Here is a 26570-nt window from a genome sequence, read left to right as displayed (position 1 = left end):
ATTGGCATGGCATTCAGTAATAGTTGAGCTACTTAACGCAAGTTGCTAGTTATCTTTTTAGGGCTGCTAATAGCTAATGGCTGGTAGAACCGAAAAATATTCCCATCAGCAATTAGCAAGCTGGCGATTAGCTTCTGCTGTGCAACCCACGATAGTTATAACTAGCAACTTGGGTTACTTATAGTAATCAACTATGATGGCGATGTCAACCATTGGTGACAAATCGACAAAGCTATGCTTCGGCAAAAAGACTACCAAACTCATAACCACGTTTAATTTTTGTTCAATTATCACTAGGTGTGGATTCCATAGCGTCGGAAAAAGGTTTTAGTTGGGGATATAGCAACAAGAATCAGAAAAATTTTTCTTGATTTAGCGATAGAGAAGGGTTGGGACATCCTCGCTTTAGAGGTCGCTCCTGACCACATTCATTTGTTTGCGCTCGTTAAACCTGTCGATACTCCTGACTTAGTTGTTAAGGCGTTTAAGCGACGATATAGTTACTATTTACGCAAAGAGTTCCCGCAACTAAAAAAGCTGCCGTCGCTTTGGACTAACAGCTATTTTGTGAGTACCGCAGCGAATGTTAGCAGCGAGGCGATAAAGCGCTATATTGAAGATCCGCATCATCGATAGATACGGAAATACCACAAAGTTAAAACCGCCCGTGTCGCTTCCCTATCAGCACTAAAGTGACGCTTGTTTCCCGCTTCCCGTGTTTTCTTATGAGAAAAAAAAGGGAGAGGGGGAAAAATTTAGGGGTTTTTTCTGCGCCATAGGAGCGATATTTGTGAACCTTTTTTCTACTTACCCGGTCTAAACAAAATCAGAAATCCCGCTCAGGGTGAGGAAAACCGACAGGTGTCAGTCATATCAGAGGTAGATGCATCAGCCCCACAGCAGTCCGACTCCTACCTAGTCGAACAATGCTTGCAGGGCAACAAGGATTGTTTTCGAGAACTCAAAGAGCGCTACCAACAGCGAGTCAGGTACTCGCTGTACAGGTTGTGCGGGGCATCGTTGCTCGACGATCTGGTGCAAGAAGTTTTTTTGCGAGTTTGGAAAGGATTGCCCGATCTGCGGCAGGCGGCTCAATTTTCTACCTGGCTATATCGCATCACTTGGAACGTAGCTTCGGATCGGCGGCGGCAGTTAGGGCAACAGCGCTGCCAAGAGGCAAAACTGATTGGCGATCGCGCCAAGCTATTCCCTGCCCCTGACTTGATGCACCTGCACTATCTTGACCTGGTACAACGGGGACTACAACAGATCAAACTAGAGCATCGTGCCGTACTGGTACTGCACGACCTAGAGGAACTACCTCAAAAAGAGGTAGCTCAAATTTTGGGGATTCCAGTCGGGACGGTGAAGTCTCGCCTGTTCCATGCCCGTGCAGCCATGCGGCAATTTTTAGAGGCACAAGGAGTCGAATTATGAGTCACCCGCCAAAGGATAGCGATCGCTTGGTAGATTTTTTGCGGCAACATCGCCCAGTCCCTCCATCCCCTGCACCGGATTTGGAGGAACGGATTATGACTGCCGTAGCAGCTTCGCCCCATGCCAAAACTTTCCCCCACCGGCGTCTTTGGCTGATACCGTCAGCCATTGCTGCCACCCTGTTGATTGCTTGGGGAAGCACAAGTCTGCATCAGCAGCCAAAACCTTCGGCTGCGGAACTAGCTAGTCTGGAAGCATTTCTAGAAAACACCTGGCAGGATGTTGGGGGCAGCAGCGAAGCCAGGGATACAGAACTTGATGAGTTTGACCCAAGCAATTGGAGCAATTCCGATCAAAGGAGTAGCGATTTAATTCATGATTAACAGGATATTTCCGGTCATTACGACCCATCTAGACTCTTCTTATTTTTTCGTCTTAAGGAACGAATGAAGTCACGAATCACATCGGAACCAGTTCGATCTACTGCCTTACAGTAGTCGTCTAAAATCTGGCGCTCCTCTTCTGTAATCCTGACGTAAGGATTGTATTTACCCATATAATTGTAACGATAATTGTGTTACAATGATTGTTTGTGGAGCCAAGGTGAGTCCTGTGTTTGCAGTCAAACGTCAACTCAAATTGAATCAACGAGAGATGACGCGAATGGCACAACATGCAGGATTTTCGAGATTGGTTTATAACTATGGGTTAACCCTGTTTTGGCAGTCGGTTAATGCTGGAATCAAAGCCTCTGACAGCAAAAGAATTAAAGCCATCAAGAAGATTTTTACAAATGTCGTCAAGAAAGAACCCCAGAACGCTTGGATGAATCAACTCTCATCCAAGGTATATCAATCAGCGTTTCAACATTTGCAGACTGCATTGAGCCGATGGCGTGAAGGACTGTCAGAATGCCCCACTTATAAACGGAAGAAAGACAAACAGTCTTTCACCGTTTATGACGGGAATGGCAAATGCTTGGTCGAAGCAGGAAAAACAATCAAACTCCCCACAATTGGAACATTTCGTTGGCAAGAAGCCCTGGATGAAAGCTATATGAGTCAGACCTTCACCCTTAGTCGTGAAGCTGGCAAATGGTATGTTTCATTTTCGGTCGATGCAGATCAAATTCGTCCGATTCAGCATCAAGTAACTGAACCTGTAGGGATTGATTTGGGTGTGAAGACGTTTGCAACCCTCAGTGATGGAACCGAGTTGGAAGCTCCAAAGCCTCTGAAAAAAGCGATAACCAAGCTCAAGCAACTTCAGTACCGTAACCGTAACAAACAATTCGGTAACAGAAGGGCCCGAATTCGGGCTTCTAACAACGCTAAGAAGTATTTCCAACGATTGGCACGGTTGCATAAACGAGTTGCAGATCAGCGCCTTGACTTTTTGAATAAGACGACTACGGACATTTGCCGCAAATATGCTCATATTCGCATTGAAGACTTGAATGTGTCAGGGATGATTGCCAATCGCAAGCTATCCAATGCAATTGGGGATTTAGGATTCTATGAGTTTCGTCGCCAATTGGAGTACAAAGCTCCGAGTTTTGGTTCTGGGTTGGAGATTGTCTCACGTTGGTATCCCTCCTCAAAACAATGTCGTCAGTGCGGGCATAAAAACGAAGGATTGAAGTTGAATGACAGGACTTTTGTATGCCGGAATTGTGGGCATAGGGAAGATCGGGATCTTCACGCTGCAATCAACTTGGCAAATGCTCCTGATAGTAAGTGCAGTAGGGTTGGCTCAACCCGATTTCAAGCCTGTGGACTCCAGAAGTGCCGTCACCTCTGGTTGAAGCAGGAAGTAAACATCAATGTCCGGACATGTCCGGTGTTGTATTAGTTTTATGGAGCAGATAAGTTCTATGTGGCTGCGTTTAGCTTTTGTTGTAACTGTTTTGAGCGTTACTCTAGATGGCGCATCTACCTTAGCCGTACCAGATCCCTTATTGCCGCTAGCAATCGCCCAGAACGAAGGAAGACCAAATCGACCCGATCGAGGGATGCCTCGCTGGATTGAACAATTAAACCTGACGCCGGATCAAATGCAGCGGATGCAGGCGATTCGCCAAGTCTACCAAAACCCAATCTCCCAACGCGCTCAAGCTTTGCGCCAAGCTGAAACCGAATTGACTGGTTTAATCGCCAGTAACGCCGATTCAAACCAAATCCGCGCTAAACACAATCAAGTTCTATCCTTAAGACAGCAGCTGGCTCAGGTAAGATTTGAAAGTATGCTGGAAATGCGAGAAGTCCTGACCCCAGAGCAACGCCGTCAACTGGCCCAACGCATGACCCAGGGACGGCAAAATTTCCGCCACCGCAGGATGAGATGAGGCTTCTGATGCGGGTGAGCAAGTGTGCAGGTGAGCGGGCGAGCAAGTGAGCATGGGAGAATGTACGTTCAAATTTCTCTCTTGCCCCCCTGCATCCTCTGCCCTTCTGCCCCTCTTGCCCCTCTTGCCCCTCTTGCCCACCTGCACACCTGCACAAGTTGCCCACCTTCCCCCATGCCCCAAGCTTTCATTTATCTGCACGGATTTGCTTCCAGTCCCCAGTCGGCTAAAGCCGAATATCTGCACTCGCGCTTTTCTGATCTGCAAATTCCCCTGCCACTTCCCGACCTCAATCAAGGCGATTTTTCCCACCTGACTATCACCCGACAGCTGCGTCAAGTTGAAGCAGAATTTCCACCCCCACCCACGCCAGTGACTATCATCGGTTCGAGTTTGGGGGGTTGGACTGCAACCATACTGGCACAGCGACAACCCCAATGCCAGCGTCTGGTACTGTTAGCCCCAGCGTTGCAATTTCTCTCCCATTGGTTGCCCCGCTTGGGAGAACAAACCCTAAACCAGTGGCAAAGTGAGGGATTTCTGTCTGTTTATCACTATGGAGAGAAGCGTTCCCTTCCTTTAAGTTACGACTTCATCCAAGACGCCCAAACCTACCAAAACGAACCACTCAACCGCCCGATTCCCACATTAATTCTGCACGGCAGTCAAGATGAAGTTATCCCGATCGAAAGCAGCCGCAATTTCGCCTCTGGGCGTCCCTGGGTCAAATTGATCGAACTCGATAGCGATCATTCCTTGGGAAATGTCCTGCCGGAAATTTGGTCAGCTATTGTGGCGTTTTGCCAACTTGCTGGAAAATAAAATACATGCTGCCATATATTCGCTCAGACCTTGCCCAACTGACTGCCTACACCCCCCATCCGGGTGGTATTTCGGGAGAACCCGTCCAATCCGACATGTTGGATCGGTTGGATACTAATGAAAGCCCGTTTGATTTGCCCGTCGAGTTAAAACAAAAGCTGAGTTTGACTTTTGAGCAAATAATTGAAAGCAACCGCTATCCAGATGGGGCTTATATTGCTCTCAAGCAAGGGATCGCCGACTATGTCAACGAGTCTGCTTCCCCAGCACAAGTCACGCCGGATGGGATTTCCGTCGGTAATGGCTCTGACGAATTGATTCGCTCTGTGTTAATTGCTACCTGCTTGGGGGGAGAAGGGTCGATCCTAGTTGCCAATCCCACCTTCTCAATGTACGCAATTTTGGCTCAAACTTTGGGCATCCCCGTAGTATCGGTAGGTCGCTCGGAAGCTAACTTTGAAATTGACCTAGCCGCAGCTCAAAAAGCAATTGCACAAACTGAGAATCCGCCGATTCGAGTTGTTTTCGCGGTTCACCCCAATTCCCCTACCGCCAATGCTTTGACCGCAAACGAGTTAGACTGGCTCAAAAGTTTACCGGAAAGCATATTGGTAGTCATCGACGAAGCTTATTTTGAATTTAGCCAAAATACGGTTGTGGGGGAATTGTCTCGTCGTCCTAATTGGGTAGTATTGCGGACATTTTCCAAAGCATTTCGCTTAGCCGCCCATCGAGTAGGATATGCGATCGCCCATCCCGAATTGATCGCTGCTTTAGAAAAAATTCGCTTACCCTATAACTTGCCCAGCTTTTCCCAAGCGGCTGCAATGGTAGCACTTTGTGAGCGACAACAGTTGCTGGCATCTGTGAGTCAAATGCTAGCCGAACGAGAGCAGTTAATCGCCAATTTGGCCCAATATCCAGGGATTAAAGTTTGGCCTAGTGCCGCTAATTTTATTTTCCTGCGACTTGGTGCCGGGGGCGAAAACGATCTGGCGCAGCGATTGAAAGCGCAAGGAACCCTAATCCGGCATACAGGTGGAGGATTGCGCCTGACAGTGGGGACTAGGGAGGAGAATCAGCGCTCGCGCGCTCGCTTGCAAGCAGCTTTGACCAGCAGTCAGCGCTCATCTTCTGGAGCCATCTGAATCCCCACCAGAACGACGCACCATATGAACCGTTTGTGGCAAGACACCCACTAACCGAGCAAAAGCCTCATCTGGCATCATAGCCACCGTCTGGGAATCAAAAAACGCTTCAAACTGAGTCAGAATTTTCTGCGCTCGCTGGATTGGCTGTGGTTCATCCGTCACTTGTTTGGTAAATCGAATCCACTGTCGCCGAATCAAATAAGCTTTCTGGCGATCTTCATCGGATTCGGGTTCGAGCAAAGAAAAATTTCCCACCGGAAGTACCCGCTGACAAGCCATGTCAAACGAGCCACCAACAGCCGATCCAGGTCCAGCAAACTCGGCGTGGAAGTCCTTATAGAGGATCAAACCATTCCGCTTGCGGGCGTTGACTATCATCAGTTTGCCACGTTGCAGCTCAGTTAAAATATCCGAGCCGTTTGGATGCTCAATCTCTTGTTTCATCAAAAAAAATGCGCGGCGGATACGCCTTCTATCTTAGCTAAATCAAAAAGAAGCCCCACATCTGACCCGAAGGGCAGTGTGGGATGAATTTTTGGGCGATGACGAATTGACCCATAACCAAATCAAACCGCTTTCTTTGACAGGGCGATGGGTCGATGAGGAATCGCCAATCTCTGGGCTGTCTTGCGACTCAATGTATTGCTTTAAAGTCGAGATGGTTACGCCACCACAACTAGCAACAAAATAAGACCCGTTCCAGAAAACGTCTTTCGTGTAAAAACGACTCAGGTGTTCTGCAAATTCTTGCCTAAGTCTTCGAGACGTGGTTGACTTGATGTTTCCAACCAATGTGCTTAATTGCAAGTCTGGATGGTATTGAAACAGTAAGTGTACGTGGTCAGACTCGCCATTAAACTCCACAAGCTGGCAATCCCACTTAATCAATAAATCCTTAAGGATAATATGTAATCGCTGCAACATCTCGCCAGTGATGGCTTTGCGTCGATATTTTGTCGTCATAACCAAATGCGCTTTCAAGTCACTGACCGAGCGACATGAGTGAAACAAAATCATTTTTCACAGCTTTTTCAGGAACTCTGCTATAATTACTGTAGTCTATTTAATTAACATTGACTAAGGTTTGAGGAGGTGAGTTCCTTTGTTGCTTAACTATCAGTATCGTGCTGCTCCAGACAGCAATCAAAAACTAGAATTGAATGCTTGGTTAAGAATTTGCCAATACTGGTACAACAAGCAACTAAGGGATAGATTTGATTGGTGGGAGAATAACCGTAATAGTGTTAATGCTTGTCCTTTAATTTGTTCATTGACGGACTGGCGGGAGCATCCTGATTTCTACTCTCAGAAAAAACAACTTCCAGTTCTCAAGGAAGATTTGCTCAAAGTTGGTTATTCTGGAGAGTTGTTGGATTTTACCCGTGTTCCATCTCAAAGGTTGCAGGATGTTTCTAAGCGGGTAGACGCTTGCTTTTCCCGTTTCATCAAAGGGGACAGCAATGGTAATCGTAGTGGGAAGCCTCGTTTTAAGAACGCGGCACGTTACCGCACCATCCGTATAGAAGGGCAAGCCATAACTATTGAGCGCATTGAAAAGAATTGGTTGTTTTTGTCTTTTTCTAAGCTTGATGGTTGGGTGAAGGTACGTTGGCATCGTGCATTACCTGATGGCTTTGTTCTCAAGAATGCGTTACTCACCAAGAAAACGGATGGTTGGTATATTACGATTTGCCTAGAAGACCCTAACATACCAGTTTTTACGCCAGACAACATCATCCCAACTTGGGACAATACTCTGGGATTGGACGCGGTGTTGCACGAAGATGATTACTTGGCAACTTCAGAGAATACTAAGCTACCTGCATTAAAATCTTTCAGAAAATCTGAAAAACGTTTGGCTAAAGTTTCAAAACGCAAATCTGCCAAGAGGAAAGGTAGTTGATCGCGCCGTAAACTGGCGAAACGAGAAGCGCGGGAACATCAACGTATTGCCAGAGCTAGAATTGACCATGCTTTTAAAACTGCTCACGCTCTAGTCCGCACTAACAAAAAAGTTTTTGTATACGAAGATTTGAACCTCAAGGCTTTATCGAAGCGGAATAAAGCCAAGCAAGATGAGGACGGTAGATATTTGCCTAATGGTCAGTCAGCCAAGTCAGGACTAAATAAATCCTGGAATGACGCTGCATTTGGGCAGTTTTTCACAATCCTAGAATACATAGCTGCAAAAGCCGGGGCTAGGACTCAGGCAGTAAAACCTGCATACACATCTCAATTACTCGCATACCGTGACGAGTTTATCTTCACTGATTGCGATATCCGCGAGTATTGGGATGATTTTGAATCGCTTTGGGTTGATCGCGACGTTAATGCCGCTATCAACATAAAGCGCGTTGGGCTGGGACTGTTCCCAACGATAAAACGCCGTAAAGGGAATCCAGTAGTGGTTGACTCTACTACTAATAGTACCTCGAAGGAAGTTCACCGAAACATTAAAATGTGCCAGAAGCCTACACTCGCCCGTCAGGGGAGTGTAGGTAGTTCACCTCCTGATATATTACTGGGTGGGAGCCTGCAAGTGCTTGTGCAGCAGAAGACGGCGGGGTTGTCCCAGCAGCAGAGAACCCCAACTGCCATCGCTGCGGTGCAATCGGTAGCCTAATTTAAAATAGAGGCTTCGTGCTTGATGGTTGTTTTCCAACACGTGGAGGTAGAGATCCTGGAAACCCCATGCCAGCGCAATGCTTTCGCACTTTAGCAGCAATTGCTTCGCAGCTCCTTGGCGGCGGCAATCTTGATGCACTGCCAAATTAGACAGGTAGGGGTATTGGGACGAATTGGCAAAAGGCCAGGGATAGTTTGAGCGCAGCGCCATTTCCACCGTTCCTGCCAGGTAATCCCAGGAGTTAGGGCGAACTGTTGCGGCAACTACGGCTACCAAACAAATGTAATGGGGCGAAGCTTTGGTGAGTCGATTGCGGATATCTTCGTAGATACCCAAGCGCAACACTGGATAAATCCAACCATTGATACCGGCACGGGAGTGAAAGCTATCGGCAAGGATTTCGGCAAGCGCGGTCAAATCCTTGGGGGTAGCCGCACGAATATGGAACTGGGAGGCACTGCGCGATTGTGGGAGCATTTCTTGCTGGTGCTGTTTTGAGAGCCTGATTGACACTTTGCCACCTGAAGGTGCGGGGATACTTAAGACATTACAGTCTTAATATCCTGACAACTCAGGAAACCCTAGCGCCATCCTTCTGACATTAGGCGCTCTGCTATCCTAATGTTGCAAAGGTGCTATACAAAACTTGGCTAAACTTATCTTGTGCTTCACCATTCAACCAGAAGTAATTTCTCTTGGGTCTGCTTAGTGCTTCCACCAAGGGAGTCGGCGAAAACAGTCCCCTGGCGTAAATTTGGATGAGCCACTCCCTATTTTTTCCAGCCGATATAACAATTGTTTTTGCAGCTTTTAGCCATTGTTCAACCATTATTTTCAGCCAATTTAACGAATCTTGGTCAAACGATCCACCTTTTTATAGGCTGGCTAGTTTTGCAGCGCAGTGACTCGGTTACAAACCAGAATATTTTAAGCCTTGGTTTTCGGCATGATGCTAAATCTAGCATAAAATTACAACAAGGTCAATATTATCGCCATAAATAACTATGAGTAACTGGAGTAAAGTATTTGGCTATTTAGTCAAGCTCTTTGTGGTAGTCAACTTTCCCCCAGTCCGGGGGTATGATTTAACGTCTTGTACTGACTCAAGCAATTTTAGCACAGTTGCTGTGAGCAAAGACCCGACGAAATCGTTGCGGCAAGCACTACCCAGCTTCAGCTACCCCGCCCGTCTATAGGGACGGGGATTGTCAGAGGTAAGTATTAAAAGGCAAGTGTTTGAAGCAACCTCCCCGCCCTGTTTCGCTGAGGACGGGGGATCTGACAGAAAGAACGATCGCTATCGTCAACAAGGGTGGCGCTGCAAATGTTAGAAAGGTTGGTGTGCTGGGTAAGCTTAATAAGTAAACAAGGTTGACAATGGTCTGTTAGGCTTGCTCCACACAAGTAACGCGAGCGCATTTTTCTGTCGTGGGAAGTACTCCAGCTTGAGGCGAGCATAGCAATGGCTTTTTAGCTACCCTGTGGCAGCGAAGACGCCGCGATCTGCCGGCACCCACTGGCGATATGCCGACCGCACGCTGGCGCGAACGCACCTTATAAGCAGGCTTTTTGAGTGCATCTGTCTGCAAAATGAAAAAACGGGGTGTACTACCAACAACTGTCACAATGGTTCTCAAGGGATGGGCAGATTATACAACATCAAATCACAGCAGGGATCGCTCTATCAGTTTATCATCCGTGGATGTAACCTTTTGCCCTTTAGTTTGAACCAGACGTTTTTCACCCAGAGGGTCAACAGCAGCAGGAGAGCGGTGGATGACATCTCAAAACTTTAGCAAGCCGAAAATTTTGGTTGTCGATGACGAACCAGATAATCTCGACCTGCTATACCGCACGTTCTATCGCGAATACCAAGTGTTGCGGGCGACTTCGGGGGCAGCAGCACTGGAGATTTTAGCCAATCACAAGGATATTGCCGTCATTATCTCAGATCAGCGGATGCCCCAGATGAGCGGCACCGAATTTTTGAGTCTGACTGCTACCCAATATCCAGATATTATCCGGATTATTTTGACGGGCTACACCGATGTGGAAGACTTGGTAGAAGCGATCAATTCGGGTAAAGTGTTCAAGTACGTGACCAAACCCTGGGAAGCGGAAGAACTTCGGGGAGTGGTGCAACAAGCTTTGGATACCCACAATGTTTTGAAAGCGCGCACGCGGGAGTTGTGCCGCACCCTGCGCCAGGAATCTTTGCTCAATACAGTTACCAATACTATCCGCTCGCGCACCGACTATCGGGAAATCCTGCAAACAATCGCTAACACCGTCGGTCACATGCTCGAGGTGGATGCTTGTATTATCCGTCCGTTCCAAGACGACCAGATGGTTAACCAATGGTTTGTCTACCAAAAGCCCCAAGGCAAACCCAAGCAAACCGAACCAGAACAAACCTCATTGCCGGTTTTGGCGCAAACTGTTTGGGAAGTGGGCGACGTGCAGGTGATTGTTGATGCGACGAAGGACGAACGCATCCAGGGGGAGACGATCGAACTACAATTGCGATCGCGCGCCTACCAAACCGCTAATATTCGCTCTAGCTTGGTAGTACCCCTGATCTGCCAACAGGAATTAATGGCAGTGATGGCACTGCACCAGTGCGGCACTATCCGCCAGTGGCAAGACGATGAAGTCCAACTCGCGTTTATGGTCGCAGATCAAGCTGCCCTGGCGCTTTCCCAAGCACGCGCTTACGAGCGCTCTCTGGCGATGGCAAAACGGGAAGCTTTAATCAACAGCATCACCCGCGCCATTCGTTCCAGCCTTAATCCCCAGGATATCTTTGCCGCGATTACTTACGAGTTGGGGCAAGCTTTACAAGTGGATGGCTGTGCGCTGTCCCTGTGGACTGAATCGGATGAGTATGTGCAGTGCGTGGGATTGTACGATAAAAATTTTGAAGTTTCGGTGATGAGTTGCGATGTGGAAGAGGCAACTCCAAAGACGCCAAAATCTCCACACCTTTTACATTTACCGCAGTCGCAAGTGCCGATAGCGGGGAATCCCGTCCTGCAACAGTTGTTGATTACGCAACAACCCGTGGTAATTAACGACCTGGAAGCCACACCCAGACTCAAAGGGTTTGAATTGCCGCTGCGTCAAAGTGCTAGGGCGCTGTTGGTGGTGCCGCTGTTGTCTGACGGTAAGATTATTGGCAGTATCTCCCTGCGGGAAGCTGATCAGCCGCGCCAGTGGAAGCAGATGGACATCGGTTTGGCGCAAGCAGTCGCCGCCCAAGCTGCGATCGCTGTCCAGCAGTCGCGCCTCTACCAAAAAACCCGACAGCAAGCAGAACGTTTACTCGAATTAGACCGGCAAAAAACCGAATTCTTCCAAAATATTTCCCACGAATTTCGCACCCCTCTAACCCTAATGATGGGGCCTTTAGAATCGGTAGTATCGCAAAAACAAGATTTGCCTTACGAACAAGCAGAAATCGCTTTGCGAAGCTGTCGCCGCCTGCTGCGACTCGTTAACCAACTGTTAGATATCCAGCGCATCGATGCCGGTCGAGTCCAAGCCAGGTTTCGACCTTGCGATTTGAGCGAAATGATCGGTCAAATTGTGGAAGCATTCCGCCCCTACTGCGAGAAAAAAAATTTGCGTTTGGTGAGCGAATTAAATCCCTGTCCCCTGGTTTATTTAGACCCGGAAAAATTTGACAAGGTGCTATACAACCTGCTGTCAAATGCCATGAAATTTACCAACTCTGGCGGGATAATTGCCATTAAAGTCGAACCAGCTGGAGATCACATCCGCATTCAAGTCAAAGACACGGGGATCGGCATTCGCACCGAGCAAATCCCCCACTTGTTCCAGCGATTTCGTCAAGCAGAAGGTTCGGTGAACCGTTCTTATGAAGGTAGCGGTTTAGGTCTGGCTTTGGTGAAAGAATTGGTCGAACTCCACGGGGGTCAAATTTCCGTCGAGTCGATTTATGAAGCTGGAACCACTTTTACGGTGTGGCTGCAAACCGGAACGGCGCACCTACCCATCGACCAGGTGCTGGAAGTGCAAACGCAAGTAGAACTTTCCCGCGCGGCGGTAGAATTGGCAGATTTAGAAATATTAGAGGAGTCAAAAAAAGAGGAGTCGAGTGCAGGCGAGGAGTCTTCGATCTCCCGCAGGATCTTGGTCGTCGATGACAATCCAGATTTACGCGCCTATGTATCCCGGATTTTACGTTCTAGCGGGTTTGACGCGATCGTAGCCCGCGATGGGGCAGAAGGTTACAGCGTGGCGAAAACAAAGCAGCCCCAACTGATCGTGACGGATTTGATGATGCCCGTGGTGTCGGGATGGGACTTGATCCGGATGGTGCGGGAGGACGAAAATTTAGCGGGAACGCCGATTATCCTGCTGACAGCCAAAGTTGACGACGATACCCGCATCGAAGGGGCGGAAATGGGGGCGGATGCCTACCTAGCAAAGCCGTTTAACGACCGAGAATTGTTGGCAGAGGTGCGGAATTTGCTGGCGCTGAAGGAAAACGAGCGCCGGGTGAGCGAGTTGAATACTTACCTCACCGAGTCGGTGCTGAAGCGCTTTTTACCGCCAGGAATGGTGCAGGGGGCAGCGTCGGGACGGCTGATGCTGGATTTGCGCCCGGAACCGAGATTAGTAACGATTTTATTTAGCGATATTGTGGGATTTACGCAACTGTCGAATACTTTGCGATCGCGCCGCATCGCCGAGTTGTTAAATGAATACCTGGAAGCGATGACCAAGGTGGTGTTTGATAACGGCGGCACGGTGGATAAATTCATGGGCGATGCCGTGTTGGCGTTGTTTGGCGCGCCGGAAGACTTGACCCCCAACGAGCAGGTGCGCCGAGCGATCGCCGCCGCGCGGCAAATGCAACAAGTCCTAAGCAAACTCAACGCCCGCTGGAGCGAACAGGGCATCCCCCAAGTCCAGTTCCGCTGCGGCATTCACCAGGGAACAGCTGTAGTAGGCATGTTCGGCAGCGCCCAGCGCTCCGACTATACCGCCATTGGCCCCACCGTGAATATTGCCTCGCGCCTGCAAGAAGCCGCCAAACCCAATGGCATCCTGGTTTCTGCGGCAGTAGCAGATTATTTAAAGGAGGATGAAATTACCAAAGGCAGTCCCCTGCAACTCAAAGGCGTCGATGAAACCGTTCTCACTTTCTGGGTAGATCCAGAAATAAAAGCGTGAAGCTGTTGTCGTTCCTGGCAAATTGTGTTATATTAGTTAAGTTGCAGGCAAAATGCCTTGCCGCGCGGGCGTGGTATAATGGTAATACCTTAGCCTTCCAAGCTAAAGACGCGGGTTCGATTCCCGCCGCCCGCTTTGAATTTTTTCTACAGTAATTAATTATTGGTCATCGGTGACGCATTGATGTCGTTGTGCCAAATTATGTGTCGTTACTCCTTTCCCGCCTGAAGAATTTGTATTATTGAACCGCGTTCGCGAAGCGTGCGCGCCAGCGCAAAGACGCGTTAGCGAAGCGATTCAAGGGTAGCGAATTAGGACACGAAGGAAGAGGAAGGAAGAGGTAGATAATCTTCTACCGGGAAGGGAGTAATTGCGGTATTGGCGGCAAAAGAGAATAGTTTGGAAGAGGTTACACCGTCGCCATCCTAGTCCTAATGACTTGCGCCATCTGGCTTTGATGAACTTCCTGTTGGAGAATTTTGAGCAGATTGTTGAAGAGGTGAAGAATTTACTCTGTCCTCCCAATCAAGGGGCATAGACATCTCACCCAAGTCCAGCGTGCATTGAACCCAATCTATCCGATCGACTATACGGGAACGCAGACGTCTCACCAGATTACTCCACGATTCTATGTCGCCCGAGTCCGAAATTGCTTTAATCTCAACGAGTTCGCGTGCATCCAGCAGCACTGGCTGGGCTAGTTGTACATAATAGGGGGGACGGAGTTCGGCAGTAAAGCTAACAGAATAGCTTTTGGCATCACAGGTCTCATCTGTCTGCATACGACTGGGGTCAATACGACGGAATAGACACGAACATGAACGCAGATCGGGCGCGTCGTCGAGGTGATAAGAGTGCAACTGTGGCAGCAGTTCGGACACAACGTATCCGAGTTCAAGCGCGCGGCGTTGCGTATCGCGCAGTACTTCCTGTGTCCACTGTAGGTCAGGATCGTCCGCTATAACGACGATGCCCAAGCTCTTCTCCTCCTTAGTTGCCTGACTACCGCGCTCGAAAAAGGCTATGACACTTTCTCCACCGTTGCTTGCCCCCCAAGGCGGGTTGATGTGAAATGCATCGTATGCGCCAAAATGTTCAGGGGGCAATGCTTCTGCCACATTGTAAAGGTATGCTGAAACCTCAATTTTGGGGTGAAGCTTTTCGCCAAATCGCCGCACGGAATTAACGATTCGCTCGTCAAAATCAAGCAGAGTAATCGAATTTGGCGCATAATTGATAACATTTTGAGCTTTCAAATGAGCCGTGGACAGTGCAATTCCATCACCATCCCCAACAAATACGACATCCTTGTTGTTAAAAACACGAGCCACGTACTCTGCTTGGATCACCATGTCGGCGACCTTCATGTATATTTGGTCGAATTCGCGAAGAGGGATTGGTCGGTTCTGGACAACGTCTGAAATTGCATTGATCGCCTTTCGCAGGTCAAAATCCATAGAAGCCCCCATAGAGTACTCCTGCTGAAAGCTGACTACCCCTGCTTCCCAAAGCCGTAACCCTCGTGATTATATAGAGTGCGCTATCAAGCAAACATATGACAGCTTTCTTAACGTAGAGTTGAATGCGTGATATCACTGTGTCCGCTAACTCTTTGTCTATGATAAAGGCTTAGTTATAGCAATCGAAAAATTTTGGTCGTTAAGCCTGACAAGCCTAATGATTAAGGCTTCTTCAATCTGCTGTAACTGCTGGATACGATCGCGTTAGAGCAGGATGAGGATGCGATCGCCAGAAAGATGAGCAAATGCGTAAGGTCACTCACTCCCTCCCAACTTTTGCAGCAAAGCTTCCCACGCCTCAATCTGCTGCTGTAGCTGCCCGATGCGGGAGCAAGTAGCTTTCCGTCCAAGGTACAGTCCTCGCCCTGCTAATTCATCTCTAGCCAGGGCAATCTGCCGAGCGAGGACTTTTGGATAACTCCTGCAATTCCTCCCTTGCGAACAATACACTAGCTTCTATCGGTTCGCCGCGATCCATCGAACGGGCAATCTCCATCAGCTGTAAGGCGATCGCGATCGGTACTCTTATTGTTCTCGTTCGCCCTAAATTCTAACTTGGGGCTGGGCCTCTGCTACCGCGCTGGATGTCATCGGTCATCTGCTTATTCGCATCAGGTTACATTCTTGATACAAGTTTGCCAGAGAACGGCTCATCCGCCCCGCTTAATAACCTGTGTCAGGTTTTATTAACAGAACTTACGCACGACTAACCTATCACCTTTGTTTCTGCGTAGATCTGTGGTGACAAAGCGACGATTTTTCAGAGAAACTTTGGTGTTTGCGTAAGTTATGAAAGTTTTAAACTCCATGTTCTCACCACCAAGGACAGCAATAGCCGTGATTGAGTTTTTTCTGTGATAACCGCACCAGAAAAGTGTATAAAGATTTTCATTTTTTATTGTGGACTCATTCAGGTTGTCAACACACAAAACAAAGTGCCTTTCCTCCCCTCTTTCATCAACTGAATTCATTTCGATTTCGTTGCGAATACTAGCAAAGATCCAAGATGCATTTTGTGCTTTTACTTGATGTATTGCAACAAACACATTCATTAGATTTGACTTCCCGCTTCCTGCCGCTCCCTCCAACCAAAGTATTGGAGCAACAGTACATAAAGCACTAGGAAGTGTAGCGTATGCCGCCAAGATAGGAATTTGAATGTGAGCATGAGGAATGACAAAAAAATTACTGAACAATTCAATCATGTTTTGGACAAAACTTAAATTGTCATTCCAGGGTTATTCATCTGTGCCAAGAAACTCCCTGATATTTTTGGATTCTGGCATAATATCATGTCCTTAGGCAACGGTTGTGTAACTGCTAATAGCTCATCGCTCATGGCTGCTCTGGAGGCAATTGACAAGCTGGCAATTAGCAAGCGAGCAATTAGCAATTAGCCATCCATACACTACCGATACCTCAGGACATGATATAAGGCAATAAAGAGTAACTGAAAACATTTATCAGATGCTTGTGTTTTTTATGGACTTACGACCCTCTAGAAGCCTCTTAGAGGGAAGAATGATTTTGACGAAAGGAGGTGAAAGGAAGTCACCAAACACTTGAAAGCTTGAACAATTGGCTGGTTAGCACCAGATTCCGGTTCTGGGTGTCGGGGGTTCAAATCCCTCCGCGATCGTTTGTTTGTAGTCAGGACTTTAGTCCTTATTCTTCGTCGTCTACTGTCTTACCCTGCACTCCCTTAACAATGCGCGACAACTGGGTTTTCTCATCCACTATAATCCGAGAGGGAGAACCGCTAATAATTCGTTCGTAGTTGCGGAAGGAATCCTTAATTTCTGCCCCGCGTTCGCTGATGGTATATTCCCTAATCCCTTTATCGTGCCACGAACCCCGCATTTTAAACACGTTAATCGCCCGCGACATTTCGCCGCGAATTTCTACGTATTGCAGCATTAAAATCGTGTCTGTAATTGTAGAAATATGGGAATCCGTAATCGAATGGGACCCCATAAACTGATCGGTCGTGTTGGTAAAAAAGCCGGTAATTTCTTCTTGTTTGGCAAAACCCGTCACCCCAATCACGAACTGACGGAAGGCATTGTTGCTCACCCCTCGCGCCAACGCTGACAGCGAATCAATCGCAATTCGGGAAGGTTTAAACGCCGCAATTTCTGTTTTAATTATCTGCAAGTGGTCTTCTAATCCAGCGGATTCTGGATAGGCGCAGATAATTTTCAGCAAACCTTTTTGTTCAAAATCTTCAAAATCAATCCCCCAAGAATAGGCGTTGCGGGACAGTTGAGCGCGGGATTCTTCATAAGCAAATAAAATCGCTCGCTCGTTTCTGTCGCAGGCATTTTGGATAAATTTGCTCACCAAAAGTGTCTTGCCGGTTCCCGTCGCTCCCGTCGCCAAAATAATCGAATCTTTGAAGAAACCACCGCCGCACATTTCGTCCAAGGTTTTGACGCCAGAAGAAACCCGCGCATTGGAAGAGCGTTGAGTCAATCGCATTGCTCCTAACGGGAAAATGTTAATTCCATCGTTGGTAATCGTGAAAGGATATTCTCCTTTCATGTGAGTCGTCCCGCGCAATTTGAGGATTTCAATCGTGCGGCGGCGGCGTTCTCCTTCTAAAACGTTGCGGAGAATGACCACATTATCCGACACAAATTCTTCCACCCCAAATCGAGCTACAGCGCCGTATTCTTGCTCGCGTTCGGTGGTCATAATCGTGGTAACGCCTACCTGCTTCAGGCGTGCTACCAGGCGAAAGATTTCCCGCCGCACTACGCTTGCTGCATCGTACTGCTGGAACACCGCCGTTACCGAGTCGATGGAAACTCGTCTGGCTTTATATTTACGAATCGCGTATTGCAGGCGCTCGATCAAAGCAGATAGGTCAAAATTGCCTACCACATCCTGTCCTTCCGGATCGGGGGATGCATCCAGAATAAATAGCTTGCCATCTTCGATTAATTTTTGTAAATCCCAGCCAAAGCTATGAGCATTTTTGATAATATCTGTCGGTGATTCTTCAAATGTGACAAAAACACCGGGTTCATCAAAATACGTAATGCCGTTGTAGAGGAACTGCGCGGCTAATAATGTTTTGCCGGTTCCAGATGTACCGCTGACCAAGGTTGCTCTACCTACTGGCAAACCTCCGTGAGAGATATCGTCGAAACCCTCAATCAGGGTGCGGATTTTCTCAACACCTACCTTTCCCGATTCATTTTGCTGCCCCATCTGATTCTTTTGATTCATTTTTTGAACTAAAAGTTATAAGCGGTCTTCCCGATGCTAAATCAACCTGTTATATACTACATCTAACACAAAACTTGTCAACCCGGTTGTTCTGCTTGGGTTTATAAACCCAATCCTTCATCTTCTTCCCGCAGTTCTTCATAAAGCAGATCTAACCCAATCAATACTTTCTCCCGGTCTGACAGATCGCCAATGATTTTGCGAACTGGGGGAGGCAATATTTTAGCCAGGGTGGGCGTTGCCAGAATTTTATCTTCCTCGGCAAGTTGCGGACTTTTTAGCACATCAATCACTTTCAGTGCGTAGACGCCTTGAAATTCTTCTTCCAGAATATTTTTGAGTGTTTTTAAAGCTCTAACCGAGTTGGGCGTATTGCCAGCGACATATAGTTTGAGAACGTATGTCTTTTTGAGTGGACTCATAAATTTTTTCATGGTCTATTATTGAATGTTCATAGTTTATTGTAAGCGAATTGCTATGAAATATGAACCTGGAACTATGAACCTTTTATTAAGAATCTCTGGGGATGGAACGGCGGTACATTTCGCAGAGGTGGGCTATGACATCGATTAGGGTCAGTCGGTAATCCAATAAGATTTCATCGCTGCGTCCTTCTAATTTGAGTTGTTTGGAGAGATCGTCCATCAATTCCATATGAATTTCCACAATTTGAGTGACTGCGATATCGCCAAAAAAGGCTTGATTCACAAACTCATCAATTTTTTGATTCAACAGGTCGTCTTTAGAAAAGTAAGTCAGCACAATCTCACGGTATTCGGCTTTGAGTTGAGCGAGAAACTCGTGTTTCTGATCCGATGAAAGATTGCGGAAAAAGTTTTGGGGATTTCGTTTATAGTACACGCCTAAGTATCCTAACCGCTCCCGGAGTTTTTCAGCCAGCCTGTGCTGCTGCTCTTGCAGAAAAGTTTGGGTTTTAACTTCTATGGTGTCGTCAGACATGGAGGATGGAGAGGAATCGGAAAGCCTCGGCGAAAGCTCTAGAAACAGAGTAATGGCGCGGTCGATGTAGCGAGGAATTTCGCTGAGTTGGGTAATTGATATGCGAACAGCAGCATTTTGATAAAAAAAGTTGGCATCTTCTGAGATTGAGTTAGCTGCTAGAGGGGTGGCGTTTGGGGTGGGACTCAAACTAGAGTCTTTGGCATCTAGCTCGATGTTTAAAATTACCAGGGGTAAGAGAGTCCTTTGCTGGTGTAGTTGGGTAAGCAAGGGCAATAACTGTGGGTCATCTTGTAGAATCAGGCAATCGGGCGGTTGATTTTCTGGCTCGGCTTTTCGCAAAAACTCTTCCTGAGAGTAGATTTGAGTTAGCACATAGCGATCGCTACTCAAAAAGTGAGACAGCGACTGAGCCAGCGGCTCAGAACGTAGGTAGGTGAAAATAGATAGTCGCGATCCCACAACTTTAGACAATAAAAGAATCTGCTAAACAAACCAGCATACCCAGGTGGGTAGGGTGATACCGTCCCAGGCACAATACAATGCTTAACATTTAAGCTAACATTTGTTGAATTGTAATTAATTGTAATGGCTAAGAGTGCCGAAGCCTCTGGCAAGGCTCATAATTAAGCCAGACACTATTTTGCTCCCGCGTAACTCGGTGGCGAAAAAATTTCTACCGATGGTGGCATGGCTGACTCCTCTATACGCACTCATGCAAGCTGGCTCTAAAGCCGCATGGGGCATGGTTTGGGAGCGCCCAGTAGCCTGAGCAAGGTTAGAAATCTGGTCAGCCAGGAGAATGATTAATCTTATGCCTAGTCCCTGTCTGAAACAATTTATCACGACCGTTCCCACCTGCCTGCGGAAAACTGCTTTAGCCACCGTGTTAAAGATTTTCAACCAAAATCGGTGCGCCAGCTTGGTAGTGGTAACCGAACAGGAATATCCGCTGGGGGTGCTGCACCTGAGCAGTTTATTGCCTTATATGATGGCAGATCTGGGGCAAGAAACTGCTGACTCCAAGCAAGCAGGAGAAGCTCGACAGAGCAATCTCTCTCATCCTAATTCGCAACAACCCCTATCCGCACTGGGTCTATCGATTATTGCGCCAGTGGCAACCTTAAGCGCCGATTTGACTTTACAGCAATTTTGGCCTCGCTTCCAAGAGCGCCCTGACTGGGCGATTGTTGACCACAGCGGCAAGTTTTTGGGAATGCTCGATACTGGGCGCCTGTTGCAATTTTTGCTCGCTCATCCCCAGGCTGAATTAGCCCGTGAGGAAACGCCACGACGGGGTAGCGCCGCCATTGTCGAGGAAAATTCCCTGGATGCTGCTCTTACGCTCAATCCCCTGCTGCAACTTTTAGAGCGACTGCCAATACCAGTAATGTTGCAAACCAGTGGCGGCATGGTGCTTCAGCAAAATTTGGCTTGGCGGGGACACTTCAGCGCCTTGCAAGATCCGGACTGGCTGAGACGAGAAGCCGCTACGCTCCTAGAAGCAAGACCAACCCAAGCAGCGCATCTGAGCGCTGCCAGTTCCCCAAAACGAAGCCACGTACCATCTTTACAAGGCAGAACAAATCCGCGCCCGGTGTCAACACCAAAAGATACGAATGGGCAGGTTTTGAGGTTGGCAACCCTGACCAAGGACAATCCTACCCCGTTGAGCCAGAAAAAAGGAAAAAGTAAAGCGAAAGACGTTAAAGGGCAAGCGCCAGCAGCTGGCGCTCAACCGCATCGGGATGCGAGCGTCTCGCTTTGGCCTACTTTACCAACAACAGAGGCAGCCAATTTGCCTCACCTGTGTCAAATTGGCCCAGATCCAGATAGCTGCGTTTGTGTCTGCCCGATGGCAAATGGTGCGGATCGAGTCTGGCAATTTGTCAAAATTCCTCTGGGCAATATTTTATCGAACGAGGAGGTAAAACGAGTCACGGCGATCCCAGAGTCACCGTTGCTCGACTCGGCGTCGTTTCGCCTGGCCAACATTCAAGCTAGCGCCCAAGGTGCCACCGCGAGGGATGTCCTGCTGGATGTGGGGCAGGCATTACCAGGGAGCGATTTGTGGCTGGTGCTGGCTCAGGACGTGACCGAACAGCAGCAAGTCGCCAAGGAACTGGCAGCTAAAAATGCCGATTTAATTCAGCTAAATCGGCTCAAGGATGAATTTTTAGCTTGTATCAGTCACGAACTGAAAACGCCCCTCACCGCCGTTTTGGGGTTATCCAGCTTGCTCAAAGATCGGTTGCTGGGAGAACTAAACGATCGCCAAATTCGCTATGCTCGACTGATTCACCAAAGCGGACGCCATCTGATGGCGGTGGTCAACGATATTTTGGATCTGACTCGGATCGAAACCGGGCAAGTCGAGCTGATGCTAACTGCTGTGGATATCCCAACGGTATGCGATCGCGCCTACGAGCAAGCCCGACAGGTGTATGCAATGCAAAATAACTCAGACTCCGAACAAACCGATAGCGAGGCGATAGAACCTCGCTTTACTCTAGAAATCGAACCGGGTTTAAACGGCTTTGTCGCCGATGAGTTGCGCCTGCGCCAGATGTTGGTTCACCTGTTGTCCAATGCCTTAAAATTTACAGACCCCACAGGCGAGATCGGTTTGCGGGTGAGTCGTTGGGAAGGCTTTTTTGCTTTTTGCGTCTGGGATACCGGCATTGGCATCCCAGAAGAGAAGCAGCACTTAATCTTTCAAAAATTTCAGCAACTGGAAAGCCCCCTCACCCGTCAGTTCCAGGGTACCGGCTTGGGGCTGGTTTTAACCCAGCGCTTGGCGCACCTGCACGGTGGCGATGTCAGCTTTATTTCTTCTGAAGGCGCTGGCAGTCAGTTTACTCTGCTTTTACCTCCTTGCCCGCCAGGGGGAGCTCAAGAGCAGCGTAGCACAGGCGTCTCGCCTGTGAGAGCAGAGGAGAATGGGAGAACAACCACGCAATTTGCCATGACCGATACCAGATCGAGATTGGTGTTAATTGTGGAGGGAAGCTCGCGGTTTATCGAAGATTTGACTCAAAAGCTGACGAGTTTGGGGTATAGAGTCGCGATCGCTCGCTCTGGCACCGAAGCGTTGGCAAAGGCGAGGGCGTTACAGCCTCTGGCGATATTGCTCAATCCGGTGCTGCCGCTGCTGTCGGGGTGGGATCTGCTAACCCTACTAAAATCCGATCCTCAAACTTGTCACATTCCGGCGATCGTGACGGCAACAATGGTAGAAAAAAAACATGCTTTGAGCAACCGAGCCGATGATTTTTTAAGCCTGCCGGTAGAATTGGAGGCGCTGCGAAACTGCTTGGAGCAATTGACAACAGTCCCGACGGCAGAAAATCAACCGCAACTTCCCGCCACCAAGCTGACGATTTTATACCTAACCCGGAGCGATGGCACCGGCGCCGGGGACACCCATCTGAGTCAGGTTTTGCATCGCCATCATTACCGAGTCCTAGAAGCAGATGACCTAGAGCAAGCGGAACTTTTAGCGAGAATTTGGCAACCCCGCGTTGTTTTGCTCGAGCGAGAAATTGCCGATCCTTTAAACTACCTACAACGGCTAAGTCAGCACCAAGCTTTAGCAATTCTGCCCTTGGTGACGCTGGATCGATCGCTCGCTCTGGCGGCGAATCAAGTCAAGGGTTTGTCGGTCTTTCCTTGTTTGGAACCCCCCGGTTCCCCAAGCGAAACTTCTGCCGTATTGCAGGCAATTCAAGTCGCCGCCGGAATGAGTTGGAAGCCGAATATTTTAGTCGTCAATATCTCGATGCTGCCTGACTTAAACTGCTCTGTTGCTCCCGCACCATCCCTTGTCCCTGCTGCGGATGCACCCAATAACCAGGGTAAAAAGCGGATGGAGTGGCTGCAAGCCCTGATTCAGTACCTACAAACCGCTGGGTTTAAAGCAGCGATCCCTCGCACTTGGGATGAAGTTTTGCGACAAATTCAACACCGCAGCGTTGACTTACTGCTGATCGAGTTGGAACAGTCAGCCCCCCATCCAGCAGCGATCAAGGTTTTCCATGCTTTGAGACAGTTTAACTCCAGACCTCCAACCTTGGTGCTGGTTCGACGAGCGAAGGGATTGGATTATACTTCAGAATGCGAGGATTGTCAATACATAAAACAAAGTGAAGCGACGCCAGAGTTTCTGACTCCGGCGCTAGTGGAACTGGTACAGGAGGTGGCGACGCAAATAATACCTGCTGCGGTGTCGATGAAAGAATTGTTAGAGCAAATTCGCCAAGGATTGGGGACTGGGGATTAGTTCTGGTATAGTATACTTCGCAAGTTGATCAACTGACACAAAAGGTAATTCCCAGAGAAAACTGGCAATTAGCAATTAGCAATTAGCAATTAGCACTGCATGGGAGAAAAGAGTATTTTAGAACTGGCAAAGCTGGGCAATAGCAATGCGATCGCCGAAGTGATGAATCAATTGCTACAACCTTTGGGCAGCAGTTGTACGGTCAAAGCGATCGGCGATCGCTTGTACGTTTTTGTCGAATCATTACAAGTACCCGATCAAAAAGCTGTCGTGACCACAATCCGTCAAGCGATGATGACTTGGCAGGTTGAGTCGATCAAAAGTGTTAAAATTTACGCGCGTCAGTTAGAAGATCAAGTTGCAGCTTGGACTCAAGAATTTAACTTGGAACAAAAATCTGAAACCCCATTGCCCACGGTTTCTTACTCTAATTTTAATTCCAATGGTAATTCCCACGACTCTGTTCAAAATGAATTATCATCTCAGGGAAACAATGGTTCAGCACCTAAAATAGCGCCCAAAAAACCTAAAAAATCTTCATCTCATATCTGGCGCAATTTAGAAAGAACTTTACTGGTATTTATTACCTTTATGGTAACAACGATACTTTGGGACAGATGGGGATTTTTCAAACCTCTAAATTACCCCTCAGAATTGAGCAGTCTTTTAAACTCCTGGTTAAGCCTGGTTAACCAGCGCACTGCGACTATTTCAGGAGGAGCATGGGTAACCAAAGAAGCAGGAAACTCAGATATTCTCAGAGGGTTGGAAATCGCCTTATGCAAAGCCAGCATTAAACCAGAAATTAAGCGCGTCAGGGATAATAAATGGCGTGAAAGTATATATAAAAATAAAACGCCCATCGGTTACTGGCACTTAAATATCGAAGCCATGAACGCAAAAGTTTCTTCCCATACAGGTTGTTTTCAAGTCGTTAGAACGGGAATAGAGGGAAAGTATACAATTCCTAATGTTCCTTTTGGCTCTTACTTTCTCTATGCACCTTATGAAACTTCAGTTGCCAAAGCTTATTGGATGGTTCCTGTGGAGATAGAAAGTACAAAACCGCTCCAGATCGATCTGGATAATTCAAATATGATGGAACTCTACAACCGAGAATAAAGATTTAATAACTAAATATAAATTTTATAACTTTGGCTACCAGTTTAAACGGAAGTTGCAGAACGCCATACTTAGTAGCCGTAAAATTGTCCCCTGCCTCTGGCTGAAATAGCTAAAATAGACTTAGCTGAGTTCAAGACTAGCTAGATATGCCAAACTCTCTACTAGGAACTGTTTTAGGTGTCTTGATTGTATTGGTGATTTCGGGTTTAAAACTAGACCGGGAATATCAGCGCGGCGTCATTTTTCGCCTGGGTCGGATCAAAGGCGTAATGGGACCTGGTTTGTACTGGACGATACCCGTAATTGACCAAAAAACCCAAATCGATATCCGCACCAAAACCGTCAACATCGAACCCCAAGAAACCGTTACCGCTGATAGCGTCACGATCAAAGTCAACGCAGTTCTTTACTACCGCATTCTCGATCCATCCAAAGCGATCAATAAAGTCGAAAATTACCAATTGGCTGTCTATCAAACCGCTTTAACAAGTTTACGCAATGTCGTCGGTCAAAACATCTTGGATGACGTGCTGCAAAACCGGGATAAAATTAATACCAAAGTCCAAGAAATCGTAGATGAAATTACTGAACCTTGGGGGATTATCATCGAAAGGGTGGAAATGAAAGATGTAGAAATTCCAACCAGTATGCAACGCGCAATGGCAAAAGAAGCCGAAGCCATTCGGGAAAAACGCGCCCGTTTAATTAAAGCCGCTGCGGAACAAGAAGCCTCGATTAAATTAGCCGAAGCCTCGCAAAAAATTGTCGAAAATCCAGCCGCATTAGAACTAAGACGCCTGCAAATGCTGACGGAAATTGGCGCGGAAAATAACACCACCACGCTGATTATGATGCCTTCTGATTTTATCAGTTTAGCCAAGACTTGGACAGAGGCGCTGGAAAATGGCAGCAAGCGGAATGTCTATAATTCACAAGTGCAGCCACTTCAACCAGAAAACAATCCTAAAGAATAAATAACCACGCGGGTTCAGAAACCGGGTTTCTGCCTAAGTGTTGAATTTCTTGACGTTTTGTAGCAAAATGATTCAAGAACCTAGCAGCTAAAAATAACATTTCCAATGAGCAGTGCAGTTTTTGACATCGCTGTCAAGACCATAGGCGGCGAGGATAAGCAACTATCCGAGTATGGGGGGAAAGTACTCTTGATCGTCAACGTGGCTTCTGAATGCGGCTACACGCCCCAATACGCTGGACTAGAAAAGTTAAACCAAAAGTATCAAGATGCAGGGTTGCGAATTCTAGCGTTTCCCTGCAACGACTACGGCGCACAAGAACCGGGAAGCAATGCAGAAATTCAACAGTTTTGCACTCGTAAATACGGTGTCAGTTTTGAACTGTTTGATAAGGTTCATGCCAGGGGTCCCCAGCAGCACCCGCTTTATGCAACGCTGACCAAAGCAACTGAGTCAAAAGGCGAGGTGTCCTGGAACTTTGAGAAATTTTTGATTAGCAAACAAGGCGAAATTGTAGCTCATTTTAAGAGCAGCGTGTCTCCAGATTCCCCGGAGTTAATTGCTGCAATTGAGCGCGAGTTAGCAAAGTAAGTCTGTACCACGAGGTAGTAGCACGGCACGCTCAATCTTCAACTTTAAACCGAGGTATATGTATTGCCGTGCCCCGACATCAATGAATCTGGAATCAATCAATACGAGGTAGGGGCACGGCACGCTCAATCTTAAATCTTAAACCGATCTATCTGTATTGCCGTGCCCCTACATTACCTGTACCCATCGCCCCGACATCAATGAATCTGGAATCAATCAATACAGGGTAGGGGCACGGCACGCTCAATCTTCAACTTTAAACCGAGGTATATGTATTGCCGTGCCCCGACATCAATGAATCTGGAATCAAT

21 protein-coding genes, 1 tRNA gene and 3 pseudogenes are annotated in these 26570 nt (G+C 47.7%); 16 read left to right on the top strand and 9 right to left on the bottom strand.

Annotation, left to right across the window (positions count from 1 at the left end; translation table 11 throughout):
- Positions 1-279 precede the first annotated feature (279 nt).
- The 7 genes and pseudogenes from tnpA (MiSe_RS15635) to MiSe_RS15605 all read left to right on the top strand — a co-directional run bounded on the left by tnpA (MiSe_RS15635) (position 280) and on the right by MiSe_RS15605 (position 5751).
- Positions 280-636, top strand: a pseudogene (tnpA, locus tag MiSe_RS15635) (IS200/IS605 family transposase).
- A gap of 225 nt (positions 637-861) precedes the next feature.
- The gene (locus tag MiSe_RS15630; protein ID WP_226581239.1) at positions 862-1437 is read left to right on the top strand and encodes a sigma-70 family RNA polymerase sigma factor; all 576 of its coding nucleotides are present in this window, start codon (positions 862-864) and stop codon (positions 1435-1437) included.
- Complete coding sequence (locus MiSe_RS15625; protein WP_226581237.1) at positions 1434-1820, top strand: hypothetical protein; 387 nt, start codon at positions 1434-1436, stop codon at positions 1818-1820. The genes MiSe_RS15630 and MiSe_RS15625 overlap by 4 nt, the downstream gene beginning before the upstream one ends.
- Positions 1821-2049: 229 nt before the next feature.
- Positions 2050-3288 carry an RNA-guided endonuclease InsQ/TnpB family protein gene (locus MiSe_RS15620; protein ID WP_226581235.1) on the top strand — a complete coding sequence of 413 codons (1239 nt, stop codon included), beginning with the start codon at positions 2050-2052 and terminating at the stop codon, positions 3286-3288.
- 22 nt (positions 3289-3310) lie between these two features.
- Positions 3311-3781: a Spy/CpxP family protein refolding chaperone gene (locus tag MiSe_RS15615; protein WP_226581233.1), complete on the top strand. Its 471-nt coding sequence runs from the start codon at positions 3311-3313 to the stop codon at positions 3779-3781.
- Positions 3782-3955: 174 nt separating this feature from the next.
- Positions 3956-4603: a YqiA/YcfP family alpha/beta fold hydrolase gene (locus tag MiSe_RS15610; RefSeq protein ID WP_226581231.1), complete on the top strand. Its 648-nt coding sequence runs from the start codon at positions 3956-3958 to the stop codon at positions 4601-4603.
- 5 nt (positions 4604-4608) lie between these two features.
- Positions 4609-5751 carry a histidinol-phosphate transaminase gene (locus MiSe_RS15605; RefSeq protein ID WP_226581228.1) on the top strand — a complete coding sequence of 381 codons (1143 nt, stop codon included), beginning with the start codon at positions 4609-4611 and terminating at the stop codon, positions 5749-5751.
- On the opposite strand, the gene MiSe_RS15600 is transcribed toward MiSe_RS15605, so the two are convergent.
- Positions 5731-6198 (bottom strand): hypothetical protein, encoded by a 468-nt coding sequence (locus tag MiSe_RS15600; RefSeq protein WP_226581225.1) that lies wholly within the window; start codon positions 6196-6198, stop codon positions 5731-5733. The two genes, MiSe_RS15605 and MiSe_RS15600, sit on opposite strands and share 21 nt — an antisense overlap.
- Before the next feature lie 174 nt (positions 6199-6372).
- Positions 6373-6778 (bottom strand): annotated as a pseudogene (gene tnpA, locus MiSe_RS15595) (IS200/IS605 family transposase); the annotation flags it as partial.
- 78 nt (positions 6779-6856) lie between these two features.
- Between tnpA (MiSe_RS15595) and MiSe_RS53815 the strand changes: the two are divergent.
- Positions 6857-8239, top strand: a pseudogene (locus MiSe_RS53815) (RNA-guided endonuclease InsQ/TnpB family protein); the annotation flags it as partial.
- 33 nt (positions 8240-8272) lie between these two features.
- On the opposite strand, the gene MiSe_RS15580 reads toward MiSe_RS53815, so the two are convergent.
- Positions 8273-8857, bottom strand: coding sequence for a GNAT family N-acetyltransferase (locus tag MiSe_RS15580; protein WP_444980506.1), 585 nt, complete (start codon positions 8855-8857; stop codon positions 8273-8275).
- Positions 8858-9384: 527 nt separating this feature from the next.
- On the opposite strand from MiSe_RS15580, the gene MiSe_RS15575 reads away from it, so the two are divergent.
- The 3 genes from MiSe_RS15575 (at position 9385) to MiSe_RS15565 (ending at position 13714) form a co-directional block, all read left to right on the top strand.
- Entirely contained in the window at positions 9385-9576 is a 192-nt protein-coding gene (locus MiSe_RS15575) for a hypothetical protein (protein ID WP_226581213.1), read from the top strand.
- Positions 9577-10156: 580 nt separating this feature from the next.
- On the top strand, positions 10157-13579 hold the full coding sequence (locus MiSe_RS15570; RefSeq protein WP_226581210.1) for a response regulator: 3423 nt from the start codon (positions 10157-10159) through the stop codon (positions 13577-13579).
- A 64-nt stretch (positions 13580-13643) separates the two neighbouring features.
- Positions 13644-13714, top strand: a tRNA-Gly gene (locus MiSe_RS15565).
- 296 nt (positions 13715-14010) lie between these two features.
- Here MiSe_RS15565 and MiSe_RS15560 read toward each other — a convergent pair.
- From MiSe_RS15560 to MiSe_RS15540, 5 genes are all read right to left on the bottom strand, one after another.
- Positions 14011-15048: a bis-aminopropyl spermidine synthase family protein gene (locus MiSe_RS15560; protein ID WP_226581206.1), complete on the bottom strand. Its 1038-nt coding sequence runs from the start codon at positions 15046-15048 to the stop codon at positions 14011-14013.
- A gap of 737 nt (positions 15049-15785) precedes the next feature.
- Positions 15786-16304, bottom strand: a complete 519-nt coding sequence (locus MiSe_RS15555) for a hypothetical protein (protein WP_226581203.1) — start codon at positions 16302-16304, stop codon at positions 15786-15788.
- 460 nt (positions 16305-16764) lie between these two features.
- Positions 16765-18330 (bottom strand): circadian clock protein KaiC, encoded by a 1566-nt coding sequence (gene kaiC / locus MiSe_RS15550; RefSeq protein WP_226581200.1) that lies wholly within the window; start codon positions 18328-18330, stop codon positions 16765-16767.
- A gap of 101 nt (positions 18331-18431) precedes the next feature.
- Positions 18432-18752, bottom strand: a complete 321-nt coding sequence (gene kaiB / locus MiSe_RS15545; protein ID WP_226581197.1) for a circadian clock protein KaiB — start codon at positions 18750-18752, stop codon at positions 18432-18434.
- A gap of 88 nt (positions 18753-18840) precedes the next feature.
- Positions 18841-19764 (bottom strand): circadian clock protein KaiA, encoded by a 924-nt coding sequence (locus tag MiSe_RS15540; protein ID WP_226581194.1) that lies wholly within the window; start codon positions 19762-19764, stop codon positions 18841-18843.
- Positions 19765-20104: 340 nt separating this feature from the next.
- Between MiSe_RS15540 and MiSe_RS15535 the strand changes: the two genes are divergently transcribed.
- From MiSe_RS15535 to MiSe_RS15520, 4 genes are all read left to right on the top strand, one after another.
- Positions 20105-23569: an ATP-binding protein gene (locus MiSe_RS15535; RefSeq protein ID WP_226581192.1), complete on the top strand. Its 3465-nt coding sequence runs from the start codon at positions 20105-20107 to the stop codon at positions 23567-23569.
- A 99-nt stretch (positions 23570-23668) separates the two neighbouring features.
- Positions 23669-24691, top strand: coding sequence for a hypothetical protein (locus MiSe_RS15530; RefSeq protein ID WP_226581191.1), 1023 nt, complete (start codon positions 23669-23671; stop codon positions 24689-24691).
- Between the two features lie 149 nt (positions 24692-24840).
- Positions 24841-25668 (top strand): slipin family protein, encoded by an 828-nt coding sequence (locus MiSe_RS15525; protein ID WP_226581189.1) that lies wholly within the window; start codon positions 24841-24843, stop codon positions 25666-25668.
- A gap of 105 nt (positions 25669-25773) precedes the next feature.
- On the top strand, positions 25774-26259 hold the full coding sequence (locus MiSe_RS15520; protein WP_226581187.1) for a glutathione peroxidase: 486 nt from the start codon (positions 25774-25776) through the stop codon (positions 26257-26259).
- Here the strand turns inward: MiSe_RS15520 and MiSe_RS50950 are convergent.
- Entirely contained in the window at positions 26248-26382 is a 135-nt protein-coding gene (locus tag MiSe_RS50950; RefSeq protein ID WP_264196505.1) for a hypothetical protein, read from the bottom strand. The two genes, MiSe_RS15520 and MiSe_RS50950, sit on opposite strands and share 12 nt — an antisense overlap.
- A 34-nt stretch (positions 26383-26416) precedes the next feature.
- Between MiSe_RS50950 and MiSe_RS15515 the strand changes: the two genes are divergently transcribed.
- On the top strand, positions 26417-26557 hold the full coding sequence (locus MiSe_RS15515; protein ID WP_226581186.1) for a hypothetical protein: 141 nt from the start codon (positions 26417-26419) through the stop codon (positions 26555-26557).
- Positions 26558-26570 lie beyond the last annotated feature (13 nt).

The organism is Microseira wollei NIES-4236 (genome assembly GCF_020521235.1).
Taxonomy (GTDB): domain Bacteria; phylum Cyanobacteriota; class Cyanobacteriia; order Cyanobacteriales; family Aerosakkonemataceae; genus Microseira; species Microseira wollei.
Note: the sequence above shows the minus strand (reverse complement) of the source record. Positions and strands in the feature narration are given on the sequence as shown.

What these genes read in the sequence shown, in the direction of transcription:
- MiSe_RS15535 (WP_226581192.1), top strand. Translation starts at nt 20,105, where the DNA reads ATGCCTAGTCCCTGTCTGAAACAATTTATCACGACCGTTCCCACCTGC.
- kaiB (WP_226581197.1), bottom strand. Translation starts at nt 18,752, where the DNA reads ATGAGTCCACTCAAAAAGACATACGTTCTCAAACTATATGTCGCTGGC.
- MiSe_RS15520 (WP_226581187.1), top strand. Translation starts at nt 25,774, where the DNA reads ATGAGCAGTGCAGTTTTTGACATCGCTGTCAAGACCATAGGCGGCGAG.
- MiSe_RS15610 (WP_226581231.1), top strand. Translation starts at nt 3,956, where the DNA reads ATGCCCCAAGCTTTCATTTATCTGCACGGATTTGCTTCCAGTCCCCAG.
- MiSe_RS15575 (WP_226581213.1), top strand. Translation starts at nt 9,385, where the DNA reads ATGAGTAACTGGAGTAAAGTATTTGGCTATTTAGTCAAGCTCTTTGTG.
- MiSe_RS15530 (WP_226581191.1), top strand. Translation starts at nt 23,669, where the DNA reads ATGGGAGAAAAGAGTATTTTAGAACTGGCAAAGCTGGGCAATAGCAAT.
- MiSe_RS15555 (WP_226581203.1), bottom strand. Translation starts at nt 16,304, where the DNA reads ATGATTGAATTGTTCAGTAATTTTTTTGTCATTCCTCATGCTCACATT.
- MiSe_RS15615 (WP_226581233.1), top strand. Translation starts at nt 3,311, where the DNA reads ATGTGGCTGCGTTTAGCTTTTGTTGTAACTGTTTTGAGCGTTACTCTA.
- kaiC (WP_226581200.1), bottom strand. Translation starts at nt 18,330, where the DNA reads ATGAATCAAAAGAATCAGATGGGGCAGCAAAATGAATCGGGAAAGGTA.
- MiSe_RS15525 (WP_226581189.1), top strand. Translation starts at nt 24,841, where the DNA reads ATGCCAAACTCTCTACTAGGAACTGTTTTAGGTGTCTTGATTGTATTG.
- MiSe_RS15600 (WP_226581225.1), bottom strand. Translation starts at nt 6,198, where the DNA reads ATGAAACAAGAGATTGAGCATCCAAACGGCTCGGATATTTTAACTGAG.
- MiSe_RS15570 (WP_226581210.1), top strand. Translation starts at nt 10,157, where the DNA reads ATGACATCTCAAAACTTTAGCAAGCCGAAAATTTTGGTTGTCGATGAC.
- MiSe_RS15560 (WP_226581206.1), bottom strand. Translation starts at nt 15,048, where the DNA reads ATGGGGGCTTCTATGGATTTTGACCTGCGAAAGGCGATCAATGCAATT.
- MiSe_RS15605 (WP_226581228.1), top strand. Translation starts at nt 4,609, where the DNA reads ATGCTGCCATATATTCGCTCAGACCTTGCCCAACTGACTGCCTACACC.
- MiSe_RS15625 (WP_226581237.1), top strand. Translation starts at nt 1,434, where the DNA reads ATGAGTCACCCGCCAAAGGATAGCGATCGCTTGGTAGATTTTTTGCGG.
- MiSe_RS15580 (WP_444980506.1), bottom strand. Translation starts at nt 8,857, where the DNA reads ATGCTCCCACAATCGCGCAGTGCCTCCCAGTTCCATATTCGTGCGGCT.